The 19,331-nt window shown below is 62.2% G+C and carries 14 protein-coding genes; 4 read left to right on the top strand and 10 right to left on the bottom strand.

Going from position 1 to position 19,331, the window contains the following annotated elements:
* Positions 1–30: 30 nt before the first annotated feature.
* Positions 31–1,395, bottom strand: a complete 1,365-nt coding sequence (locus tag CN673_RS06700) for an SGNH/GDSL hydrolase family protein (RefSeq protein WP_099865447.1) — start codon at positions 1,393–1,395, stop codon at positions 31–33.
* A gap of 165 nt (positions 1,396–1,560) precedes the next feature.
* Complete coding sequence (locus CN673_RS06695; RefSeq protein WP_099865645.1) at positions 1,561–2,778, bottom strand: lytic murein transglycosylase; 1,218 nt, start codon at positions 2,776–2,778, stop codon at positions 1,561–1,563.
* A 305-nt stretch (positions 2,779–3,083) separates the two neighbouring features.
* On the opposite strand from CN673_RS06695, the gene galU reads away from it, so the two are divergent.
* Complete coding sequence (gene galU / locus CN673_RS06690; RefSeq protein ID WP_099865446.1) at positions 3,084–3,965, top strand: UTP--glucose-1-phosphate uridylyltransferase GalU; 882 nt, start codon at positions 3,084–3,086, stop codon at positions 3,963–3,965.
* Positions 3,966–3,970: 5 nt separating this feature from the next.
* On the opposite strand, the gene CN673_RS06685 is transcribed toward galU, so the two are convergent.
* Entirely contained in the window at positions 3,971–5,371 is a 1,401-nt protein-coding gene (locus CN673_RS06685; protein ID WP_157928815.1) for an outer membrane beta-barrel protein, read from the bottom strand.
* Between the two features lie 131 nt (positions 5,372–5,502).
* Between CN673_RS06685 and CN673_RS06680 the strand changes: the two genes are divergently transcribed.
* The gene (locus tag CN673_RS06680; protein ID WP_099865444.1) at positions 5,503–6,495 is read left to right on the top strand and encodes a KpsF/GutQ family sugar-phosphate isomerase; all 993 of its coding nucleotides are present in this window, start codon (positions 5,503–5,505) and stop codon (positions 6,493–6,495) included.
* 10 nt (positions 6,496–6,505) lie between these two features.
* Here the strand turns inward: CN673_RS06680 and CN673_RS06675 are convergent, their stop codons facing one another.
* The 7 genes from CN673_RS06675 to CN673_RS06645 all read right to left on the bottom strand — a co-directional run bounded on the left by CN673_RS06675 (position 6,506) and on the right by CN673_RS06645 (position 15,393).
* Positions 6,506–6,781 (bottom strand): hypothetical protein, encoded by a 276-nt coding sequence (locus CN673_RS06675; RefSeq protein WP_099865443.1) that lies wholly within the window; start codon positions 6,779–6,781, stop codon positions 6,506–6,508.
* A gap of 5 nt (positions 6,782–6,786) precedes the next feature.
* Complete coding sequence (gene hemH, locus CN673_RS06670) at positions 6,787–7,851, bottom strand: ferrochelatase (RefSeq protein ID WP_099865442.1); 1,065 nt, start codon at positions 7,849–7,851, stop codon at positions 6,787–6,789.
* A gap of 209 nt (positions 7,852–8,060) precedes the next feature.
* Entirely contained in the window at positions 8,061–10,244 is a 2,184-nt protein-coding gene (locus CN673_RS06665) for a 5'-nucleotidase C-terminal domain-containing protein (protein WP_099865441.1), read from the bottom strand.
* A 224-nt stretch (positions 10,245–10,468) separates the two neighbouring features.
* On the bottom strand, positions 10,469–10,855 hold the full coding sequence (omp10, locus tag CN673_RS06660; protein WP_099865440.1) for an outer membrane lipoprotein Omp10: 387 nt from the start codon (positions 10,853–10,855) through the stop codon (positions 10,469–10,471).
* A gap of 184 nt (positions 10,856–11,039) precedes the next feature.
* Positions 11,040–12,485 carry a homospermidine synthase gene (locus CN673_RS06655; RefSeq protein ID WP_099865439.1) on the bottom strand — a complete coding sequence of 482 codons (1,446 nt, stop codon included), beginning with the start codon at positions 12,483–12,485 and terminating at the stop codon, positions 11,040–11,042.
* Positions 12,486–12,601: 116 nt separating this feature from the next.
* Positions 12,602–13,522 (bottom strand): heme-dependent oxidative N-demethylase family protein, encoded by a 921-nt coding sequence (locus CN673_RS06650; RefSeq protein WP_099865438.1) that lies wholly within the window; start codon positions 13,520–13,522, stop codon positions 12,602–12,604.
* Positions 13,522–15,393, bottom strand: a complete 1,872-nt coding sequence (locus CN673_RS06645; RefSeq protein WP_099865437.1) for a M3 family oligoendopeptidase — start codon at positions 15,391–15,393, stop codon at positions 13,522–13,524. Before CN673_RS06645 ends, CN673_RS06650 begins: the two co-directional genes overlap by 1 nt.
* Before the next feature lie 171 nt (positions 15,394–15,564).
* Here CN673_RS06645 and CN673_RS06640 point away from each other — a divergent pair, with 171 nt between their 5' ends.
* Positions 15,565–17,133, top strand: coding sequence for a sigma-54-dependent transcriptional regulator (locus CN673_RS06640; protein WP_099865436.1), 1,569 nt, complete (start codon positions 15,565–15,567; stop codon positions 17,131–17,133).
* Positions 17,134–17,455: 322 nt separating this feature from the next.
* Positions 17,456–19,204 (top strand): peptidoglycan L,D-endopeptidase MepK, encoded by a 1,749-nt coding sequence (locus tag CN673_RS06635; RefSeq protein ID WP_099865644.1) that lies wholly within the window; start codon positions 17,456–17,458, stop codon positions 19,202–19,204.
* Positions 19,205–19,331 lie beyond the last annotated feature (127 nt).

Below are 19,331 nucleotides of genomic sequence, written 5' to 3'. Positions count from 1 at the left end.
GACGCACGAGCCGCAAGGTCGAAAAGCACGCTACAGGGATTGATCAGGGGGCGCTGTCGTCGGTGCAGCGGCCCGCTCGCCGGACGGTGCGGTGTCGCCGACGTTCTGTCCCGCGGGCGACGGCGCACCTGTGACGTCAGCGTCGCCGGTTTCCGATTGTTTCGGCGGCCAGCGGAAATTATCCGCCCGGCCAACCGGGGCCGGAGCGACCGTTCCCGTCTCGACAAGTTCGTCCCGCGGTGATTTCAGAGCCGGATCGTAAGGTTCACGGTCTCCGCCAAGCAACTGTTCGCCGCCGTCGAATGCCGGATCGGTAATGCGCATCGGCGGCGTGCGGGTCACCAGTTGCGGCACCACGGCTTGCGGCGGCGCCGTCTCGCTGCCGCGCGGCAAAGCGGCAAGCGTGTCCTGGCCGTCGCCATTGCGTTCGTCCAGGATCCGCCGGATCGGCTTTTCGGCATAGAAGGCGAGTTTCTGTTTGCCGGCAGCCGTCATGTTGATGCCGTCCGAGCCGCGTAGCCGTACCTGCTGCCCCTGCACATCGGAACCGGTGAAGATGAAGGCGCCCGATTCATCCACGAACCCGTCCCAGATATCGACGAAGGAGCCGGAGGCCGCATCGATCCGCTCGCGATAGATATCGTTGAACGCCAGAATATCCGCGCTCATGCGGGGAGACTGAAACGCGGGCGCACCGACCCAGACGAGCCCAATCTCGCGATCCGTCACGATCTTCGCGAGCTCCTCGACGCGGCGCGCATACTCACCGCTCCAGGCTTCGGACCGGACGTCGGCTGTCTGTCCGTCGACCCGCATCTGCTGGCGGTCGTTCGAACCAAGCATCACGACGACGATTTCCGGCTCGCTCTCATCGATCAGTCCGGGAAGCGCCGCGTGCCAATCATAGAAATCATCGCGCACCAGGCCCGAGGAGCCGTTGGTATCGCGCTCGACGACGATGTCGGGGTTTTCGGCGAACGTCGCCTCCAGTCCTTCGGCCAGACCGGAGGCCATGAAGTCGCCGACAACGAGAATGGTGCTGGCGTCTTCGCTCTTTTCCACTGCAGGTGGAGCGGCGGGTGTACTCGCTTGCTGTCGGCGCGGCGCGGATCGGGAGGGCTGCTGACTGCTGCGTTGACGCGGGCGGGACTGCGGCGCCTGCTGGCGTTGAGGCTGGGCCCGTTGTGGCGGCGGCGGAAAATTGGGCTGCTGACGTGGGCCGAACAGCATGTCGATGATGGAACGACGCTCAACCCGTTGCTGGGCCTCCGCCGTCAGAACGAGCGGCGTGATGGCGAACGCCACGAGCGCGGCAGCAATAAGCACCACGCTGCGCGCCAGTGTCGCTGCGTGCCGGGGTTCATTGCGCTCATTGTTGTCCAGTTGCCGCTGCATTGGTCTCCACGCTGATCGTCCGCGCGGCAATCAGCCCTCGCATGCCGCACTCTATCGCGAATTCAGGATCGAATGAAATGGCCTCCGGAAAGACGATGCCGTCTTCTCCGGAGGCCGGGTCATCTCGTCGGCGTCACGACCGCTTTTCTACAGAAACGAAACGATCTAGCGGCGTAGGCGATCCAGAACGTTCTGCGACGGAACGCCATCGGCATCCATGCCGGTACGCGACTGGAACTGCTTGATGGCAGCTTGCGAGCCTGATCCGAGATTGCCGTCGATCTCACCGCCGTAATATCCGAGGTGCTTCAATCGCGTCTGCAACTCGAACTTCTCTTCCATGCTGAGCGTGCCGGCCGGGCGAGGCCAGCGTTGCGTCATAGCGCCATATCCGGCGATCTGGTCGGCCAGAAGCCCGACCGCAAGCGCGTAGGAATCGGAGTTGTTGTAGCGCTTGATGATGAAGAAGTTGCGCAGCATCAGAAAGGCTGGGCCGCTCGCCCCTGCCGGCATCTTGAGTTCGGCCCTGTCCGAAGGCCGCGGGAATCCGCGCCCGTCAGGACGGGTGAACCCGAGTTGCTGCCACTCCGCCAGGGTTTTCGTCTGCCCGTCATAGCGCCCGCCGCCGGATGGTGCCGCGGCTTCGTACCCCCAGGTCTTGCCCGTCTGCCAACCGTTCTTGGCCAGAAGATTTGCCGCCGTCGCCAGCGCGTCGGGGACAGAGGTCCAGATGTCGCGGCGACCGTTGCCGTCCATGTCGACCGCATAGGCCTGGTAGCTGGTGGGAATGAATTGGGTATGGCCCATCGCTCCGGCCCAGGAACCACTCAGCTGCTCGCGCCGGATGTCGCCGCTCTGCAGAATCTTCAGCGCGGCGACGAGCTGCGTGCGTGCAAATTTCGCCCGCCGGCTGTCGCCATAGGCCAGAGTGGCAAGCGCTTGCGGCACGTAATGCAGGCGATCCGGCTTTTCCAAGACCTCGCCGTAATTGGACTCCATCGACCAGATGGCCAGAATTACCGATCGGTCGATACCGAATTGGCGCTCGATCTGGCCAAGAACGCGGCCATGGCGCCGTGCCATTTCCTGGCCCTTTCGGACCGTGAACGGATTGACGCGGCTATCGAGATAATCCCAGACCTGCGAGCGGAACTCCGGCTGGTAACGCGCTTTTTCCAGAACCTCGGGATCGGGGATAGTCACGCCTTCGAAGGCGTTGTCATAGACCGAGCCGCTGACGCCGCCTTGGGCGGCTACGTTCCTGAAATCGGCGATCCACTGTTGGAAACCCGCGTCGGCGCTTGCCGGACCGGCAGCGAGAAACCCTGCCGTTGCAGCGATCGCGGCGAGCCGCCCGGCCCTCCGGGTGACAGTAAAACGCATCATCGTGTCTGCCTCCTGCCGTTTCGCAAGGCGCCATGTGGCGCCGTTGAATATGCTGTCAGGGCTCTCGGAGCCCCGGAACCAATCAGACCAATCACCGTTTGCTACGCGACATGATTTGCGCCGCTATGTCGAGTGGTCCGCCTACTGAGAACCGATGATAGTGAGCGCACCTCAACAAAGTCTTTACCATATGACGGGGAACACTCTTTTTGAAATTTTGCGTCCAACGCGCAAGTGGTGCACGTTGCATGAAGGCGTGGGGATTGGTGACATCGCGGCAGGATTGAAAGGGTAGAATCAGGATGGACAACAAGCGGCGCGTCAGGAAAGCGGTATTCCCGGTGGCGGGACTCGGAACCCGGTTCTTGCCGGCGACGAAGGCCGTGCCCAAGGAAATGCTGACCATCGTCGACAAGCCCGTCATTCAGTATGTGGTCGAGGAGGCCGCGGCCGCCGGAATAGAGCACTTCATTTTCGTCACCGGACGAAACAAGGGCGTCATCGAGGATCACTTCGATATTCAGTTCGAGTTGAACGAAACGCTGAAATCCCGCGGGAAAAAAGCGGAGTTCGACCTCGTCCAGTCAATGCTGCCGCGGGCGGGGACGACGAGCTTCACCCGTCAGCAGGAGCCATTGGGCCTTGGTCACGCGGTCTGGTGCGCCCGCGACATTGTTGGTGACGAACCGTTCGCCCTGCTTCTGCCGGACATGTTGATGAATGACCAGAAGGGCTGTCTTTCGGGCATGATGGACCTTTATGCAACGGCCGGCGGCAATATCGTGTCGGTCGAGGAATGCGACCCCGAACTCGCCCACAAATACGGGATTGTCGGCATCGGCGACAGCATAGGAGACGGCTTTCGCATCACCGAGATGGTGGAGAAGCCGAAGAAGGGCACCGCGCCGTCGAACTGGTTCATCAACGGCCGCTATATCCTGCAGCCGGAAATATTCTCGATCCTCGAAACCCAGGAACGTGGAGCCGGCAACGAGATTCAGCTGACCGATGGCATGTTGAAGCTCGCCGACAGGTCGTCCTTTGCCGGATACAAGTTCCGCGGTGACACCTACGATTGCGGCTCCAAGGATGGTTTCATCAAGGCCAACATCGCTTTCGCCATGGCCCGCGATGATCTGCGGGGCCTGATCGAGGACGATCTGCGCGCCATGCTGAAGGCCTGACGCCGCTAGCGACGCAGCGATACGCCCATCCCGACATAAGTCGTGTCGAAGTCGTCCTCGCCGTCCCGCGTGGTGCGTTCGTATCCGACATCGGCCAGCAGGTCGAGATAACGGTTGAGGCGCCATGTCAGCCCGACAGAGGCGTCGTAGATCGTCTCGTCGCCGAAAGTCGAACCGTCGTAAAGCCGGAGCGTGGCGCCTCCACCCAGACGCGCAACGATATCGCTGCGAATGGCGTGCGTGATGCTGGAATAGACGCGATAGGCGACCGATCCTGGCAGGTCGGGTGTGGTCGAGCTTTCGATTTCCGTGATCAAACCGAGAGCGACATCCGTTCCCCGGTGCGGCGACCAATTGAGCAATCCGTCGACCGTGAGAGCATCGACAGAGGCAAGGCGGGGATCGTCGATATCGCGCAGCGCATACCCTGCGGCGATTTCGCCCGACCATTTTTCGCCGAGATCGATGGCAAGCCCTGTTCTCAGGCCATAGGACCAGGCGGAGCGTTCGAAGCCATTGCGGTCGAACTGCTCGTCATATTCGCTGCGGGTCAACTCGGCCTCGACAAGCGGCGCCAGTGCCGCACCGCTATTGTAGGTCGCGCGCCCGGTCAGCGATATGCTGGTCTGGTCCCGATCACCAAGATCGAGGGACGATCCGTCCGACAGCCTGACATCGTCAAAGATCGTACGCTCACCACTGAGATCCAGAGAGGCGCGGATGATGCCGAGATCGCGCGCAACTTCGCCACCCAGCGTGAACGCGTTGACGCCGGCTTGAGTGGTCGCACCTTCCAGCGCGTTCGGATCGGTTTCATCTTCGCGGTAGAAGCTGTAGCCCGCACGCAACGTGGCGGTGGTCTCGTCGGCGAGATCGAGCCGCAGCGTCGCATTGATGTCGGTCGAGGGATCGGTCTGACCGTCTCCACTCAGATTTTCCTCATGAACGGTGCTGCCCAGTACGGTGAGCGCATGCCGTGACCAGTCCGACAGAATCTCGATATCGCCTTGCGTCTCGGAAAAAACGCGATCCTCGGTGCCGCCCGTGCTGCTGCTGCGCTCTCCGACGATCCGCTGGCTGAGCGTCGGCCGGATGATGAAGCGACCCGCGCGAATGCCAAGGTCTTCATCTTCATCGCGCTCATCGGCAGACCGGAGCCTCAGCGCTCCGTCAACCCGTTCGGTGCGAGGGTTGGCGCGCGTATCGATCGGTGCGCTCGGTGTTTCCTCGACGATCGGGGTCGTAGCTGGCAGCTCGAGTGGGACACTCGCAGCCGGACCGGTCGGCGCCGTCAATGCCAATGGTTGTTCTTCGATGCTTTGCGCGGCGGCGGGCGCAATGGCCATGATCGCCGCGAGCGTTGCGGCGGCAAGCCGCGGCTCACATCTGCGATCGAAAAGGCCCATCGTCGTCCTTGCGCATTGATACCCGCCGGCGAGTCGGTCGGTTTCCGAAAGGTAAAGCGCTATGGTTAATGGTTTCTTTCCCATCCTGACGACCGTGGACAGCGCCGGGGAAAGCAGCTAACCGATGCGGCATGAAGAATGAGAGCGCTCCCGACGAGTCTGACGCACCCGCATCGGCCAGACGCACCCTGTCGATCGAACGGGCAGGGCTGGAGGCACTTGAGCGGGCGCTCGCCAGCGACCTCGCCGAACCGTTCGCGCGCGCTGTCGCCTGCATCGCGGCGATTTCCGGGCGGGTGATCGTCACGGGGGTGGGAAAAAGTGGCCATATCGGCTCGAAGCTCGCCGCGACCCTGGCTTCGACCGGAACGCCGGCATTCTTCGTCCATCCCGCCGAGGCCAATCATGGTGATCTTGGCATGATCGCGCGCGACGATGCGGTCATCGCAATGTCATGGTCGGGCGAAAGCGCGGAGTTGAAAGGCATCATCGCCTATGCCAAGCGATTTCGCATTCCGCTGGTCGGCCTGACGGCGGGCGCAGGCTCGGCGCTGGGCGTCGAGGCCGATATCGCACTGGTCTTGCCACGCGAGCAGGAGGCCTGTCCGCACGGATTGGCTCCGACCACCTCAACCCTCATGCAATTGGCGCTCGGCGACGCGCTGGCCATCGCGCTGTTGGAAGCGCGCGGCTTCACCGCAAACGATTTCGGCGTGTTTCATCCCGGCGGTCAGCTCGGCGCCATGTTGATGCATGTTGGCGAACTGATGCACACCGGCGACCGCATGCCGCTGGTGCCTCTGGGAACCGGTGTCCCCGAAGCGGTGGCAAGGCTTGCGGAAAAGCGCTTCGGCTGCGTCGGGATCGTCGGCGAGGGCGGCGCCCTGGCCGGCATCATTACCGACGGCGATCTGGCGCGCAATCTGGGCCGTGACCTGACCGCGCTGACCGTCGAGGACATGATGACGCGCAATCCCAAGACGGTGAGAACCTCCACGCTGGCAAGCAGCGCGCTTGCGGTGTTGGAGGATCACAATATCAGTGCGTTGATCGTGACGGATGAACGTGGACTGCCGGTCGGGATCATTCATTTCCACGATTTGCTGCGGGTCGGTGCCGCGTGATCGAGGCGCATCAGCGATCGCCCGAACGGCCCTGAACTCCCCATCCGGCAAACCGCTGGACAGCCAGCATGCCGACTGCCGAACTGATGAAAATGCCAATCGAGGCGGCGGGGTATCCTTCACCGACATGAAGAAGCGCCGGCGCGCCAGCCAGTAGCAGCGCGACAGCGATGCGAAAAGCAATGCCCCGTGCGGTCACGATCTCGACCGCGAATGCGCCGAGCGCGCCAACCCACCATATCCACGGCCCGATCTCATCAAGAGCCATCGCGGCGATGTCGCTCAAGCGCCTCAAACCCAGCCTTGAAGTTCACGGCGCACCATCGCTTCGATCACGCTCATGCCTTCAGCGGAATCGTTGAGGCAGGGAATATGGGTAAAATACTCGCCGCCATGCTCGGTGAAGATTTCGCGCGCTTCGCCGTCGATCTCCTCCAGTGTTTCCAGGCAGTCTGAAACGAAGCCCGGGTTGAGGACCGCTATGCGCTTCACGCCTTCCCTGGCGAGCTTCTCGACAGTCTTGTCGGTGTAGGGTTGCAACCACTCCTCCGGCCCGAAGCGCGACTGGAAGGTGGCGACGAGCTTGTCCTTCGAATAGCCGAGGCGCTCGCGCAGCAGCCGCGCCGTCTTCAGGCAGTGGCAGTGATAGGGGTCGCCCTTCTTGAAGTACGATTGTGGAATTCCGTGAAACGATGTCAGCACCACCTCCGGTTCCCAATCGAGGGTCGAAAGGTGCCGCTCGATCGAACTGGCCAGCGCCTCTATATAAACGGGTTCGTCGTGATACGGCGGCACCGTTCTCAGCGCCGGCTGCCAGCGCATCTTCATCAGCGTCTCGAATGCCTTGTCGTTCACCGTTGCCGTCGTGGTCGCGGAATACTGCGGATAGAGCGGGAAAATGAGGATTCGCTCACACCCTGCCGACTTCAAGGCTTCGATCTTTGTCGGAATGGACGGTTGTCCATAACGCATCGCCCAATCCACCTTGACCTGCGCGTGCTGGCGCAGAGCGCCGGCCAGCAGATCGGACTGGCTGCGCGTATAGGTCCGCAGGTAGCTCTCGTTAAGGTCGTGATTCCAGATCTGTTCGTATGCCAGGCCGACACGCTTTGGCCGCTTGTTCAGCACGATGCCGAACAGAATCGGATACCAGACTGCCTTGGGCCACTCGATCACCCGGCTATCGGTCAGAAACTCCTTGAGATAACGGCGCATAGAAACCGGGTCCGTGCCGTCCGGCGTGCCGAGATTGACCAGCAGTACACCGACCTTTTGCGCCGCGACGGGGGGATGGTCCGCCGGCAGATCGCCGATCGGTTTCGTCGTCTCCGGTGTAGGTGTGACGTGCTCGTTCATGCGCCAGGACGACCCCTCTCGATTACGGCTCGGCAATCGCCTCGATAATGCGTCATGATTGCTTCGCAGAGCCTTTATTGAGTGGCCTGAGAAATAAGACAGGCGAGCTTCTTTTCAATCATTCCAATTTGTCGCATGGCATTGCCCAAACGCAAGGGGCCCGGAACGCTGACGCTCCGGGCCCCTTGCGGTAAGGCGAAGTGTCGCCGCTACTTTGCGGGGATCATCAGTTCCGCGCCGATTTCCAGCATGCCGTCGGCATAGTCCGGATTGGCTTCGGCGATCATCCTCCACATTTCGGGGTCGCCATAGAACTCTTCCGCCAGGTCCCAAAGCGTGTCGCCGCGGACGACCGTGTGCGTCTGTTCGCCGCTCGCCTCCATGGGTTCTTCCATCGGCGCTGGCTCGATCGGATCGGCAACGGCGCCTTCCTCGCTGGCCGCATCGTCGCTCATGGTGCTGTCGTCGGCTGGTTCCGAAGCGTCTCCCGTCTCGTCGCTCATGGCGGGCTGTTGCGGTGGCATGGCGGAGGCGGGTTCCTCGGCTGCCGGCGCTTCGGTTTCTGTGCCCGCGCCGTCAGCCGGTGCGGGTTCGGTCGTTTCGCCTGCCGTTTCGTCGTCCCCGGACATGGCCGGTTCTTCCGCCATGTCCTCCTCGACCGGGGCGGCTGCCGGCTCATCGCTCATGTCTTCGGCCGCTGGCGTGTCGGCCGTGTCCGCAGGCTCTTCCGCCGGCATTTCCTCCGCGGCGGGGGCGGCCGCATCGCTCCCGCCCTCGGCGTTCGCATCGATGATACGGCCGTCGAGATAAGGCTCATAAGGCTCGTTCTCGCGCAGATAGTCGGCCACGACCTGCTCGAGACCCGGCCCATAATCATAGGCATCCATGCCCTCGCTCTCGAAGATGGCATAGCCGTCTCCGCCGGTGCGCATATAGTTGTTGGTCGCGACGCCGTATGTCGCCTCCGGATCGATCGGCGCAAATCCGCCATCGCCGTCGGCCACCTCGACGGACACGACACGCTCGCCGGCAGGCTGAGTGGCATCGAAGGTGTAGCGCATCCCGGCGACTTGCGCGAAGCGTCCCGCCTGTTCCTCATACTGGCTGAGGCCATTCTCGAGCGCTTCGACGACATTGGCGCCGGTGAGTTCGAATGTCGCCAGCGTGTTCTGGAACGGCAGCACGCCGAAGACGTCGCCCATGGTGATCTCGCCGCCATCGATCGAGGCACGCAGTCCGCCGCCGTTCTGGATGACGATATCGACGCCCTGGTCCTCGGTCTTCCAGAGCATCGCGTCGGCGACAAGGTTGCCCATCTCGCATTCCTGCGCCCGGCATGTCTCGCGCGAGCCGTCGATGGGACCGGTCGCGTCCGACACGCGTTCCTGCATCAGGTCTTCGATCGGTCCGGCAAGCTCTTCGACACGGGCCGCGACTTCTTCATCCGGCTCGACGCTGTTGTCGAGCAGATGAGGATCGCCGGTCGCCGACGTCACGACGCCATCGTCGTCGAACTCGACACGCAGCTCGCCGACATATTTCGAATAGGCATAAGCCTGAACGATCGGGACCTCAGTGCCCGATGGGTTGGCGACCAGAGTAGGGTAGGGGCCGGCAGCGCCTTCTTCCGAATTCGAGAGCAGCGTGTGCGAGTGCCCGCCGACGATCACGTCGATTCCGTCGACCGCCGCGGCAATCTCCTGATCGCGGACGTAGCCGACGTGTGAGAGCAGGACGATCTTGTTGATGCCCTCCGCTTCCAGTTCCTCGACCGCACCCGTGAGATATTCGATCTCGTCTTCGAAGGTGATGTCGTCTCCCGGCGATGAGGTCTCGTCGGTGTCGGTCGCAAGGACGGAAAGGATGCCGACACGCTCTTCTCCGAATTCCTTGATCAGATAGGGCTCGTACTTGCCGTCGAGCAGCGAACCTTCAGCCGCCATGGTGTTGCCGGATATCACCGGGACTTCCACCTGCTGAAGGAAATTGTCGAGACCCTCAGGGCCGTCGTCGAATTCGTGGTTGCCCAGCGCCATGGCGTCGAAACCGATGGCGTTCATGAACTCGGCCTCGGCGTCACCCTTATACGTGGTGTAGAACAGGGAGCCCTGGAACTGGTCGCCGGCATCGAGAACGAGGAGGTTCGCATCTTCTCCCGTCAGCGCATCCCGGCGTTCGTCGATCATCGTCTTCACGCGTGCGACACCGCCGAAGCATTCCCCTGCGTCCGCCTCTTCCTGCGAGCATGTCGAGTCATAGGCGTTGATTGCCTGGATACGCGAATGCAGATCGTTGATGTGCAGGATGTCGAGGGTGAAATCGGCATGTGCTGCGCCTGTGGTCAGCGCCAGCGCTGAAACCGAGATCATTGCGCGCCGGAGGGTCGTGGACATCATGAAGGCTCCCTTGTCGTTCCGCTCTTTGGTGACAGCATTCCGTTGAGCTTTTGTGACAAGCTCCGGACCGCGCCGCAGGGGATGCTTTCATCAAGAGCCGGCAACATCAAGCGCAAATAGCGACGCCGTGCCGGCCTGAAGCACAAGGGCCCGGCGGCGTGTGCCACCAGGCCCTTGTCGATCTGACGTCTTGTTGCCTCTTGCCGCTGAAATCCGGTTCTTCAGCCGGCAGCGCGCCGCGCGAGCGAGAACTGCGAGCCGCTGTCGGAGGTGCAGTTCAGCTGCGATGGGCTGACGAGGGCGCAGTTGACCTGCGATTGGGTCCCGCGCACACGCGAGGTCATGTCGATTTCGACGAGCCGATCCGAGACGAGGGTGTAGCTGCCGTCGGCCAGCAGGCTGTTGGTGTCCGTGGTGCGCGTCTCGAACCGTCCGCTGTTGAAGCTCGATACGATACCGTTAGGGTCGACCCAATCGCCCTCGATGGCAGGGCCGCGTTGCTGCGGCACTTCGCGCAGAACCAGCTGACGGTTCGGCCCGGCGGACTGGCATGCGGCGAGCAGAACGGCCATGCCGGCCAGGCATGAGAGGCGAAGGTAACGATTCATCGTGGTGTCTCCCGTTGAGTTCGGGCTTGTCAAAGCCCCCGCCGACGCAATGCGCAGCTATTGCCTTGGTTCCGGGCCCATTCAAGCGCAGGATCGCCATGTGGCAGATTTGCAACGAATGAACCGCGAGACCGCAATGCGAGGATGCATTGCGGTCCATGTGAAAGCAATACGCCTGTCGTCCCTAGCGGACGAGGACGTTGCGGAACTGCCAGGGGTCGCTTTCGTCGATGTCTTCCGGGAAGAGACCCGGACGCCCTTCGAGCGGCGTCCAGTCGGTGTAGTGTCCTTCGACCGGTCCCAGATAAGGCATCTGCACGTCGAGGCAGCGCTTGTAGTCCATCTCATCGGCTTCGACGATGCCCGCCTCGGGGTTCTCCAGCGCCCAGACCATGCCGGCCAGGACAGCCGACGTCACTTGCAGGCCGGTCGCGTTCTGGTAGGGCGCGATCTCGCGTGTTTCCTCGACCGAAAGACGTGACCCGTACCAATAGGCGTTCTTCTGGTGGCCGTAGAGCAGGACGCCGAGTTCGTCGATGCCGTCTTCCAGTTCGTCCTCGTCGAGGACGTGCAGTTTGGGTTGCTGGTTGCCGCCATTGCCGAACATTTCGTGCAGCGACAGCACCGCGTCATTGGCCGGATGGTAGGCATAGTGGCAGGTCGGTCGGAAGACGACGTTGCCGCTGTCGTCCTTGAGGGTGAAGAAATCCGCGATCGAGATCGACTCGTTGTGCGTGACCAGGAACCCGTATTGCGGGCCGGGCGTCGGGCACCAAGTGCGCACCCGCGTGTTCGCTCCGGGCTGTTCGAGATAGATCGCCGCCTTGCATCCGTCCTTGTGGTCCTTGGCATTGTCCGGGCGCCAGGTTTCATGCGTGCCCCAGCCCAGTTCCGAGGGTTGCAGCCCCTCGGATATGAAGCCCTCGGCCGACCAGGTGTTCCAGAAGACGTTCATCGGCTTGGGGTGCTTCGTGCGCTGGGTGTCACGTTCGGCGATGTGGATTCCCTTGACGCCCGCCTTGGCCATCAGTTCGGCCCATCCCTGTCGGTCGTCCTGCGCCGGCTCCTCGAACGCAATCGAAAACTCGTTCGCCAGGTCCACGAGGGCTTTCTTGACAAACCACGAGACCATGCCGGGATTGGCCCCACAGGTCGAAACGGCAGTCGGTCCGCCCGGGTTCTTCAGCTTCTCCTGACGTACCGTTTCGCGCAGGGCATAGTTTGTCCGCGAGGCGTTGTCGGCGCTCTTGTCGAAATAAAAGCCGAGCCACGGCTCCACCACGGTATCGATATAGAGAACGCCCAGTTCCCGGCACAGCTTGATGAGGTCGAGAGACGACGTGTCGACCGAAAGATTCACGCAGAACCCGCGACCGGGCCCCTCAGTCAGGAGCGGGGTCAGCAAATCCTTGTAGTTTTCTTTTGTCACGCCCGATTGAATGAACTTGACGCCATGCTTCTTGAGGATTTCCTCGTTGTCGGCGCGCGGATCGATGACGACCAGACGATCCTTGTCGTATTTGAAATGCCGTTCGATCAAAGGCAGCGTGCCCCGTCCGATGGATCCGAACCCGATCATGACGATCGGGCCGTCGATTTCGCCGTATACGGGGTATTCCTTGCCTGCCATGGTCCGATGCTCCTGCGCTCGTGGATTGATTGCGGGCGCGATGCGGCCCGTCCGTGATCATGCCCGGCTAAAGCACGTTTTCATGTCACAATAAAGCCGGCCGCGGACGCGGCCCGTCAACTTGACTGTTCGATACGGCTGAGAGCCGCGATCAGCGCAGCGCGCCGCGGCGCCAGGCCTTTGTAGTCGATCTGCTCGGCATCCAGCGCTTCCAGCTGCTGGCGAAGACCGCGCGCCAGACGCTCTCCCTCGCCATGGTCCAACAGCGCAGTCAGTGGATCGACATAGATGCGGATCGTGAAGAGGATCGCGCCGGTCTGGGGCAGTCGATGCAGCGTCTGCTTTTCGACACGGATGAATGTCGAGCCCGGCTCCACCTGCGGGACGAAATCCGAACCCCGCTCGGTCTTCGTTTTCGGATGGTGCAGCCGGTCGTCGGGATAGATCGACCAGTTCAGCCGCCAGACGGGATGGTCCGGCTGCAGATTGTCGAAGATCCGGTCAATGAGCATCGCATTGCGGGTACCCCGCCCGAAGGCCGGCACGGTCTCATGGATGTCCTGAATGGGGCGATCGAATTTTTCCCGCAGCGACCATGACGAGGGGAAGGACAGCGAGGCTGCCGTCAGCCGCCAGCCGTCGTCGTGCTTCTGCATGATCACCAGATCGTCCGGCACAAGGCGCGCCGCGCGCCAGAGCGGCGGGCTCGCATCGTCCGCAAGATCGACCGTCACGCGCTCGCTCACGCGCATCAGTTCGCCGGCCCGCTGGTAAATGTCCGGCCGCTGGATGGGCAACTGCCTGGAGATCAGCCGGAGGGCTTCATTCTGCGCTGGGAGCGAGCCCTCCGTTTGGGCGTAGACCTGATGGCGGTTATCCGCCCACAAACGCTCCTTCTCTCCCTGATAGCGGCCAAGGTCTTGGTCGATCTCGAACCACGCCGTGAGGTCGAGTGGTTTGAGGCCGATCGAGAACGGCTTTGAAGAACCGTCGTAAGGGGTGTGGACCGGATGCGCCAAGGCCTCCCTGCTCGGCATTAGCCGTCCTCTTTATCCCGATCGAGGGCTTCCAACTCGTCGATCAGCCCCTCGATCATCGATAGACCCTTGCCCCAGAACGCAGGATCCGAGGCGTCGAGACCGAACGGTGCCAGCAATTCGGAGTGATGCTTCGTGCCGCCCGCTCTCAGCATCTCGAAATACTTCGCCTGGAAGCCTTCCTCGGCATTCTGGTAGACAGCGTAGAGAGAGTTCACCAGACAGTCGCCGAATGCATAGGCATAGACGTAGAACGGCGAATGGATGAAGTGCGGAATGTAGGCCCAATAGGTTTCATAACCTTCCGATATCCGGATCGCCGGTCCAAGGCTCTCGGACTGGACTGAGAGCCACAATTCTCCGATCTGGTCGGAAGTCAGTTCGCCATCCTTGCGCGCCGTGTGGACCTTGCGCTCGAAATCATAGAAGGCGATCTGCCTGACCACCGTGTTGATCATGTCCTCGACCTTTTGGGCGAGCATCGCCTTCCGCTCGCGCTTGTCTTTTGCCTGATCGAGCAGCGCACGGAACGTCAGCATCTCGCCGAAGACGGAGGCGGTTTCAGCCAGCGTCAGTGGCGTTGAGGCCATCAGCGCGCCCTGGCCGCCGGCAAGGACCTGATGCACGCCATGGCCCAGTTCATGGGCAAGCGTCATGACGTCCCGCGGCTTGCCCATGTAGTTGACGAGAACATAGGGATGGACCGACGGAACGGTGGGATGGGCGAAAGCGCCGGGTGCCTTGCCGGGCCGCGTCTCGGCATCGATCCAGTCCTTGTCGAAGAACCGGCCTGCGATCTCGGCCATTTCCGGTGCGAAGCCACCGTAGGCGGACAGCACCGTCTCGCGCGCCTCGGTCCACGAGATCGGCGTTTGCGGGGTATCGGGCAGGGGCGCATTGCGGTCCCAGTAATCCATCTGATCCATGCCCAGCCAGCGCGCCTTCATGGCGTAGTAGCGGTGCGACAGGCGCGGATAGGCATCGCGCACCGCCTCCACCAGTGCGTCGACCACGTCCCGCTCCACCCGGTTCGCCAGATGCCGCGAATCCGCGATGTCCTTGAAGCCGTGCCAGCGATCGGAAATTTCCTTGTCCTTGGCGAGCGTGTTGGTGATCAGCGTGAAGGTCCGCAGATTCTCCTTGAAGGTCGCGGCCAGCGCTTTCGCAGCTTTTTCCCGTTTGGCCCCGTCATGGTCCTGAAGCAGGTTCAGCGTCGGTTCGAGGCTCAGCTTTTCGCCGTCCACGTCGAACCGCAGCGCCGCCATCGTCTCGTCGAACAGACGATTCCATGCACCATGCGCGGTGATGGATTTCTCGTGGAAGAGCTGTTCGATCTTTTCATCCAGCTGGTAAGGCTTGTCTTTCCGAAGATCGACGATCCATGGCCGATAATGCCCCGTCAGGGTGTCGCGCGCCATTGCCGCGTCCATGGATGCATCGTCGATCGCGTTGAGCTCAAGGCCGAAGAAGAGCAGATGCGAGCTCGCATCGGTCAGTTTGGATTGGATGTCGCCGTAGAATTTCGCGTTGGCCGGGTCGCTCGTATCCGAGAAATAAAGGAGGCCTGCAAAGGAGATGATCCGCCCGAGCCGCTCCTCGATTGCCTCATACTCCCTTATCGCAGCGCCGATCCCGTTATCGCTATCCTTTTCTGCCGCCGCTGCGAGTTGGCTACGCCACTTCTTTTCGAAGGCCAGCGCGTCAGACATCCCGGCGGCCAGATCGTTCTTCAACGCATCGGAGTCGCGGCCGGGATAAAGATCGGAAAGCTTCCATGTCGGCAGGGGGCCGAACGGCTCGCCCGCACCTTGCTCATGGGCAGCGGCGGACCGCGGCGAAAGGGCGGTGTATCCGGCTTGTGCGACAGTCATCGGCAATCTTTCCTCTGTTCTGAAACAGGTCGTCCGTCCCGCAACGACGCATCCGCGTCGTTCTGGAACGCGACCGTTAAAATGCGAATGGTTCCGGCAAGTTCATCTTCAAGCTCCTATGGGAATGTCGTGGGAAGCGCCAGAACCTTCAAGGGCAGATTCCTACCGATCATGGACCAGTCAGCAAACCCCCACGTCCTCGTCGTCGACGACGATCCCGTTCAGCGCCGGCTGCTCAAGGCAGCTGTCGAGCAGATGGGCGGCTCCGTCATCGCCGCGGAGGACGGTGACGTGGCGCTCGAGGCAATGGATGCGGGCGGGCCCGAATTTTCGGTCATTGTGCTCGATCTGAAGATGCCGCGCATGGACGGGCTTGAGGTGATGCGCCGCATGGAGGCCAATGGAAACCGCACGCCTGTCATCGTGCAGACCGGCCATGGCGGTATCGATACCGTTGTCGATGCCATGCGCGCCGGCGCGTTCGATTTCGTCGTAAAGCCGGTTTCGCCGGAGCGGCTTGCCGTTTCCATCCGGAACGCCCTGAAGGTCGATGAGAGCGGCAACCGGGCACCGCGTCGCCCCGATCGGTCGATCAGCGACATCGTCTCGGCCAGCCCGGCGATGGAACGGGTGATGCATCTGGCCGAGCGTGCGGCATCCTCGAACATCCCGGTCGTCATCGAGGGCGAATCCGGTGTCGGCAAGGAGCGGATCGCGCGTGCGATACAGCGGGCCAGCGAGCGCCGGGGAAAGCCGTTCGTCACGGTCAATTGCGGCGCCATCCCGGACAAGCTGGTCGAGAGCGTGTTGTTTGGTCACGAGCGCGGCGCCTTCACGGGAGCCACGGAGAAGCATCGCGGCAAATTTGTCGAGGCCAATGGCGGCACGTTGTTCCTCGACGAGATCGGCGACCTTTCGCTCGATATTCAGGTCAAGCTCTTGCGCGCGGTTCAGGACGGAGAGGTCGAGACCGTCGGCGCACGCCAGAGCGCCAAGGTCGATGTCAGGCTGATTTCCGCAACCAACAAGAACCTCATCGAAGAAGTGAAGGCCGGGCGTTTCCGTGAAGACCTCTATTACCGTCTCAATGTCTTCCCTATCCTCGTGCCGCCCCTGAGGAACCGCAAGGAAGACATTCCGATGCTGGTTCGGGCGTTTGCCGACCGTTTCGCGCTCGAGCACAGGTTGCGCGGGCCGGTATCGATCAGCCCGGAGGTCCTGGCGATGCTGACGGCCTACGACTGGCCAGGCAACGTGCGTCAGCTGGAGAACGCCGTCTTCCGTGCGGTCGTGCTTTGCGACGACGGGCTGCTGACGCCCGATTTCTTCCCGCAGATCGCCGCGCAGCTGCCGGGATACGATGTGCGTGAAGCCGGCGACGGGCAGCGTGTCTCGCTCGCCGAGGCTCCGCCGTTGCTGTCGCTTGACCCTCCGCCGGCCAACCCTGGTTTTCAGGAACCGGTTGCCGCTGCCGGAGAGGGCGCCTATGCCACGCCGACATTTCTGTCCGGGCGGACCCTGCGTTCCGAATCGCGTGCGACGCTTGACGCGCTTGACGAGGACGGAGACGTGCGAGCCATAGCGGCGCTTGAGGAGGAACTCATCCGTTTTGCCCTGGAATTCTATGGTGGCCAGATGAGCGAAGTGGCAAGGCGGCTCGGGATCGGGCGCTCGACGCTTTACCGCAAGCTCAAGGATTACGGTATCGATGCGGGCAATCCCGTCGTGCACACGCGTTGAGGCTGTCACGGATACGCGTTGAGTATGCTTCCTTGCGCTGGGCCTTGAATGTCCCGCACGCGATAAAATTCCCGACTGCTTTGACTGTTTAGGTGTTGTTAGCTATTCATTCACTAACATTGCAGCCTTGGCCGTCTGTGTTGCCGGCCCGCCACGGTGCGACCGTAAAGATCGGGCATTGCGGTATGACGGGAATGAAAACCTGCGTGTGGGGATGATTTTGCCAGTCAATTCGGGGTGCATCGATAGCGCGGCGAAAAGCGGTGGCGTGCGTTACGCCTCGGTTTCGCGGCTTGTCTCAAGAACGGTCTGCTGGACCCTCATGGCCGCGTTCGTCGCGACCGTATTTACCCTGGGCACCACGGGCGCCCAGGCGCAAACGCGATCGTTGAAGATTCATTTCACTCATACCAAGGAACGCGCCGAGATCACGTTCAAGAAGAACGGGCGCTTTGTGCAAAGTGGTCTCGACCAGCTCAACCATATTCTCCGCGATTGGCGGCGAAACGAACCGACCAAAATGGATCCGCGATTGTTCGACCTCCTGTGGGAAGTCTATCAGGCGTCCGGCTCGCGCGATTATATCTATGTGGTTTCGGCCTATCGTTCACCCAAGACGAACAACATGTTGCGTTCGCGCTCATCTGGCGTGGCAAAGAACAGCCAGCACACGCTTGGCAAGGCTATGGACTTCTTCCTCCCCGACGTGTCGATCAGCAAGATTCGCGAATTGGGCATGAAGTTCCAGGTTGGCGGCGTCGGATACTATCCGAACTCCGGTTCGCCTTTCGTGCATCTGGACGTTGGCAGTGTGCGTGCCTGGCCGCGCATGAGCCGTCAGCAATTGGCGTCTCTTTTCCCTGACGGCAAGACGCTTCACCTGCCGCCAGACGGCAGGAAACTGGCCGGTTACGATCAGGCGCTCGCTGACTACAAGCGCCGGGTCGGCGCCAGCGGCATCGAAGTCGCCGGTGGCGGCGCAGGCGATGGCTCGAGCGGAAACCGCCGCAATCTTCTGGCAATGCTCTTCGGCAACAATGGTGACGAGGACGAAGATGCGACAGCAATCGCGTCGTCGGCACCTCAGCCGCAGGCACAGCCTGCCGCAGTGCAGCAGCCAACGCCGCCGCAGCCGGCGCCGCAGCGTGCGCTTGCCTCTGTCCTTCCGGCATCACGCAGCGCACCCATCCCGGTCAATCGACCTGTCATAGGCCAGGTTCCGCCGCCGCAGGTCGCCGCTCTCGCACTCGTTGGCGAGACGACACCGCCTCCCGCAGCAAGCCTTGCAGCCGCAACGCTTCCCGCTCCGACGCCGGAAAGCGAAGTTGCCGAGGTTCAGCCCGAGGCGAAACCGGAGTTCGTGGACCTTGCGGCCTATAGCGTTCCGGTGCCCGAATTCCTTGCCGACCGATCCGGCATCAGCGTTTTCGCTGCCGACGACGCACCGGCCTTCGAAGGTCGCGACGTGACCGACGTCCTGATGGCGGAAGCTTCGATCGAGCCTGATGGTCAATCGGCCCTGCAAACCGCACTTGCTCCTGTCCCGGCGGATCGTCCGCAGATGGCGAGCCTTCGTGCTGCATCGGGCGATGGATCGGCCGAGGACAGCGGCCAAGCCGGGTCTGACGTCGCTGGAAACGGCGCGGCCAGCGACGCCCGGTCATCCGGTGGGGAGGTGACTCAGCCTGTCGAAATGGCAGCGCTCGATCCATCGTCTTCGGCACCGGCCGCGAATGGCGCTCTCGCCGAACGTATGGCCAGCACCTTGGGTAACACGCCGCTGAAGGGCGGACGCCCGACGGCGGCTGATGCCCGCCGCACAGAACCCAAGGCGGTCCGCACCGAACCCGACCTGACCGAAACGATGGTTTCCGATTGGGCGATCAGCCAGACCCGTCTGGCCACCGTAACCGAGCCAGTCAAGTCGCCGCGCTTTGTCAACAAGGCACTGAGGGCAGCGCCGGAGACGGTCTATACGACGGGCTTTTCGGCAACCACCGTTGAAGCCAACCGCTTCACGGGCGCCGCCGTCAACTTCCTCAGCGTCGCGCGCTTCGCCAAGGCGGACTGACGCATCATTCGCTGACTGATCAAGCCGCGGCGCGATTTGGGCCGCGGCTTTTTCGTGTCGACTGAGCGCCCGCTCAGCTGAAGCCATTCGCTGCCGACCGCGCATAAAGTTAGGCCGCGGCTGGATG

The sequence above is a fragment of the Neopararhizobium haloflavum genome (genome assembly GCF_002750855.1).
Classification (GTDB): Bacteria; Pseudomonadota; Alphaproteobacteria; order Rhizobiales; family Rhizobiaceae; genus Georhizobium; species Georhizobium haloflavum.
The sequence above is the reverse complement of the archived record's forward strand: the minus strand, read 5'-3'. Positions and strand labels throughout refer to the sequence as shown.

Bases quoted from the DNA above. Each gene is read 5' to 3' on its own strand.
- CN673_RS06700 (WP_099865447.1), bottom strand. From the start codon at position 1,395: ATGCAGCGGCAACTGGACAACAATGAGCGCAATGAACCCCGGCACGCA.
- CN673_RS06695 (WP_099865645.1), bottom strand. From the start codon at position 2,778: ATGCGTTTTACTGTCACCCGGAGGGCCGGGCGGCTCGCCGCGATCGCT.
- galU (WP_099865446.1), top strand. From the start codon at position 3,084: ATGGACAACAAGCGGCGCGTCAGGAAAGCGGTATTCCCGGTGGCGGGA.
- CN673_RS06685 (WP_157928815.1), bottom strand. From the start codon at position 5,371: ATGGGCCTTTTCGATCGCAGATGTGAGCCGCGGCTTGCCGCCGCAACG.
- CN673_RS06680 (WP_099865444.1), top strand. From the start codon at position 5,503: ATGAAGAATGAGAGCGCTCCCGACGAGTCTGACGCACCCGCATCGGCC.
- hemH (WP_099865442.1), bottom strand. From the start codon at position 7,851: ATGAACGAGCACGTCACACCTACACCGGAGACGACGAAACCGATCGGC.
- CN673_RS06665 (WP_099865441.1), bottom strand. From the start codon at position 10,244: ATGTCCACGACCCTCCGGCGCGCAATGATCTCGGTTTCAGCGCTGGCG.
- omp10 (WP_099865440.1), bottom strand. From the start codon at position 10,855: ATGAATCGTTACCTTCGCCTCTCATGCCTGGCCGGCATGGCCGTTCTG.
- CN673_RS06655 (WP_099865439.1), bottom strand. From the start codon at position 12,485: ATGGCAGGCAAGGAATACCCCGTATACGGCGAAATCGACGGCCCGATC.
- CN673_RS06650 (WP_099865438.1), bottom strand. From the start codon at position 13,522: ATGCCGAGCAGGGAGGCCTTGGCGCATCCGGTCCACACCCCTTACGAC.
- CN673_RS06645 (WP_099865437.1), bottom strand. From the start codon at position 15,393: ATGACTGTCGCACAAGCCGGATACACCGCCCTTTCGCCGCGGTCCGCC.
- CN673_RS06640 (WP_099865436.1), top strand. From the start codon at position 15,565: ATGGACCAGTCAGCAAACCCCCACGTCCTCGTCGTCGACGACGATCCC.
- CN673_RS06635 (WP_099865644.1), top strand. From the start codon at position 17,456: ATGGCCGCGTTCGTCGCGACCGTATTTACCCTGGGCACCACGGGCGCC.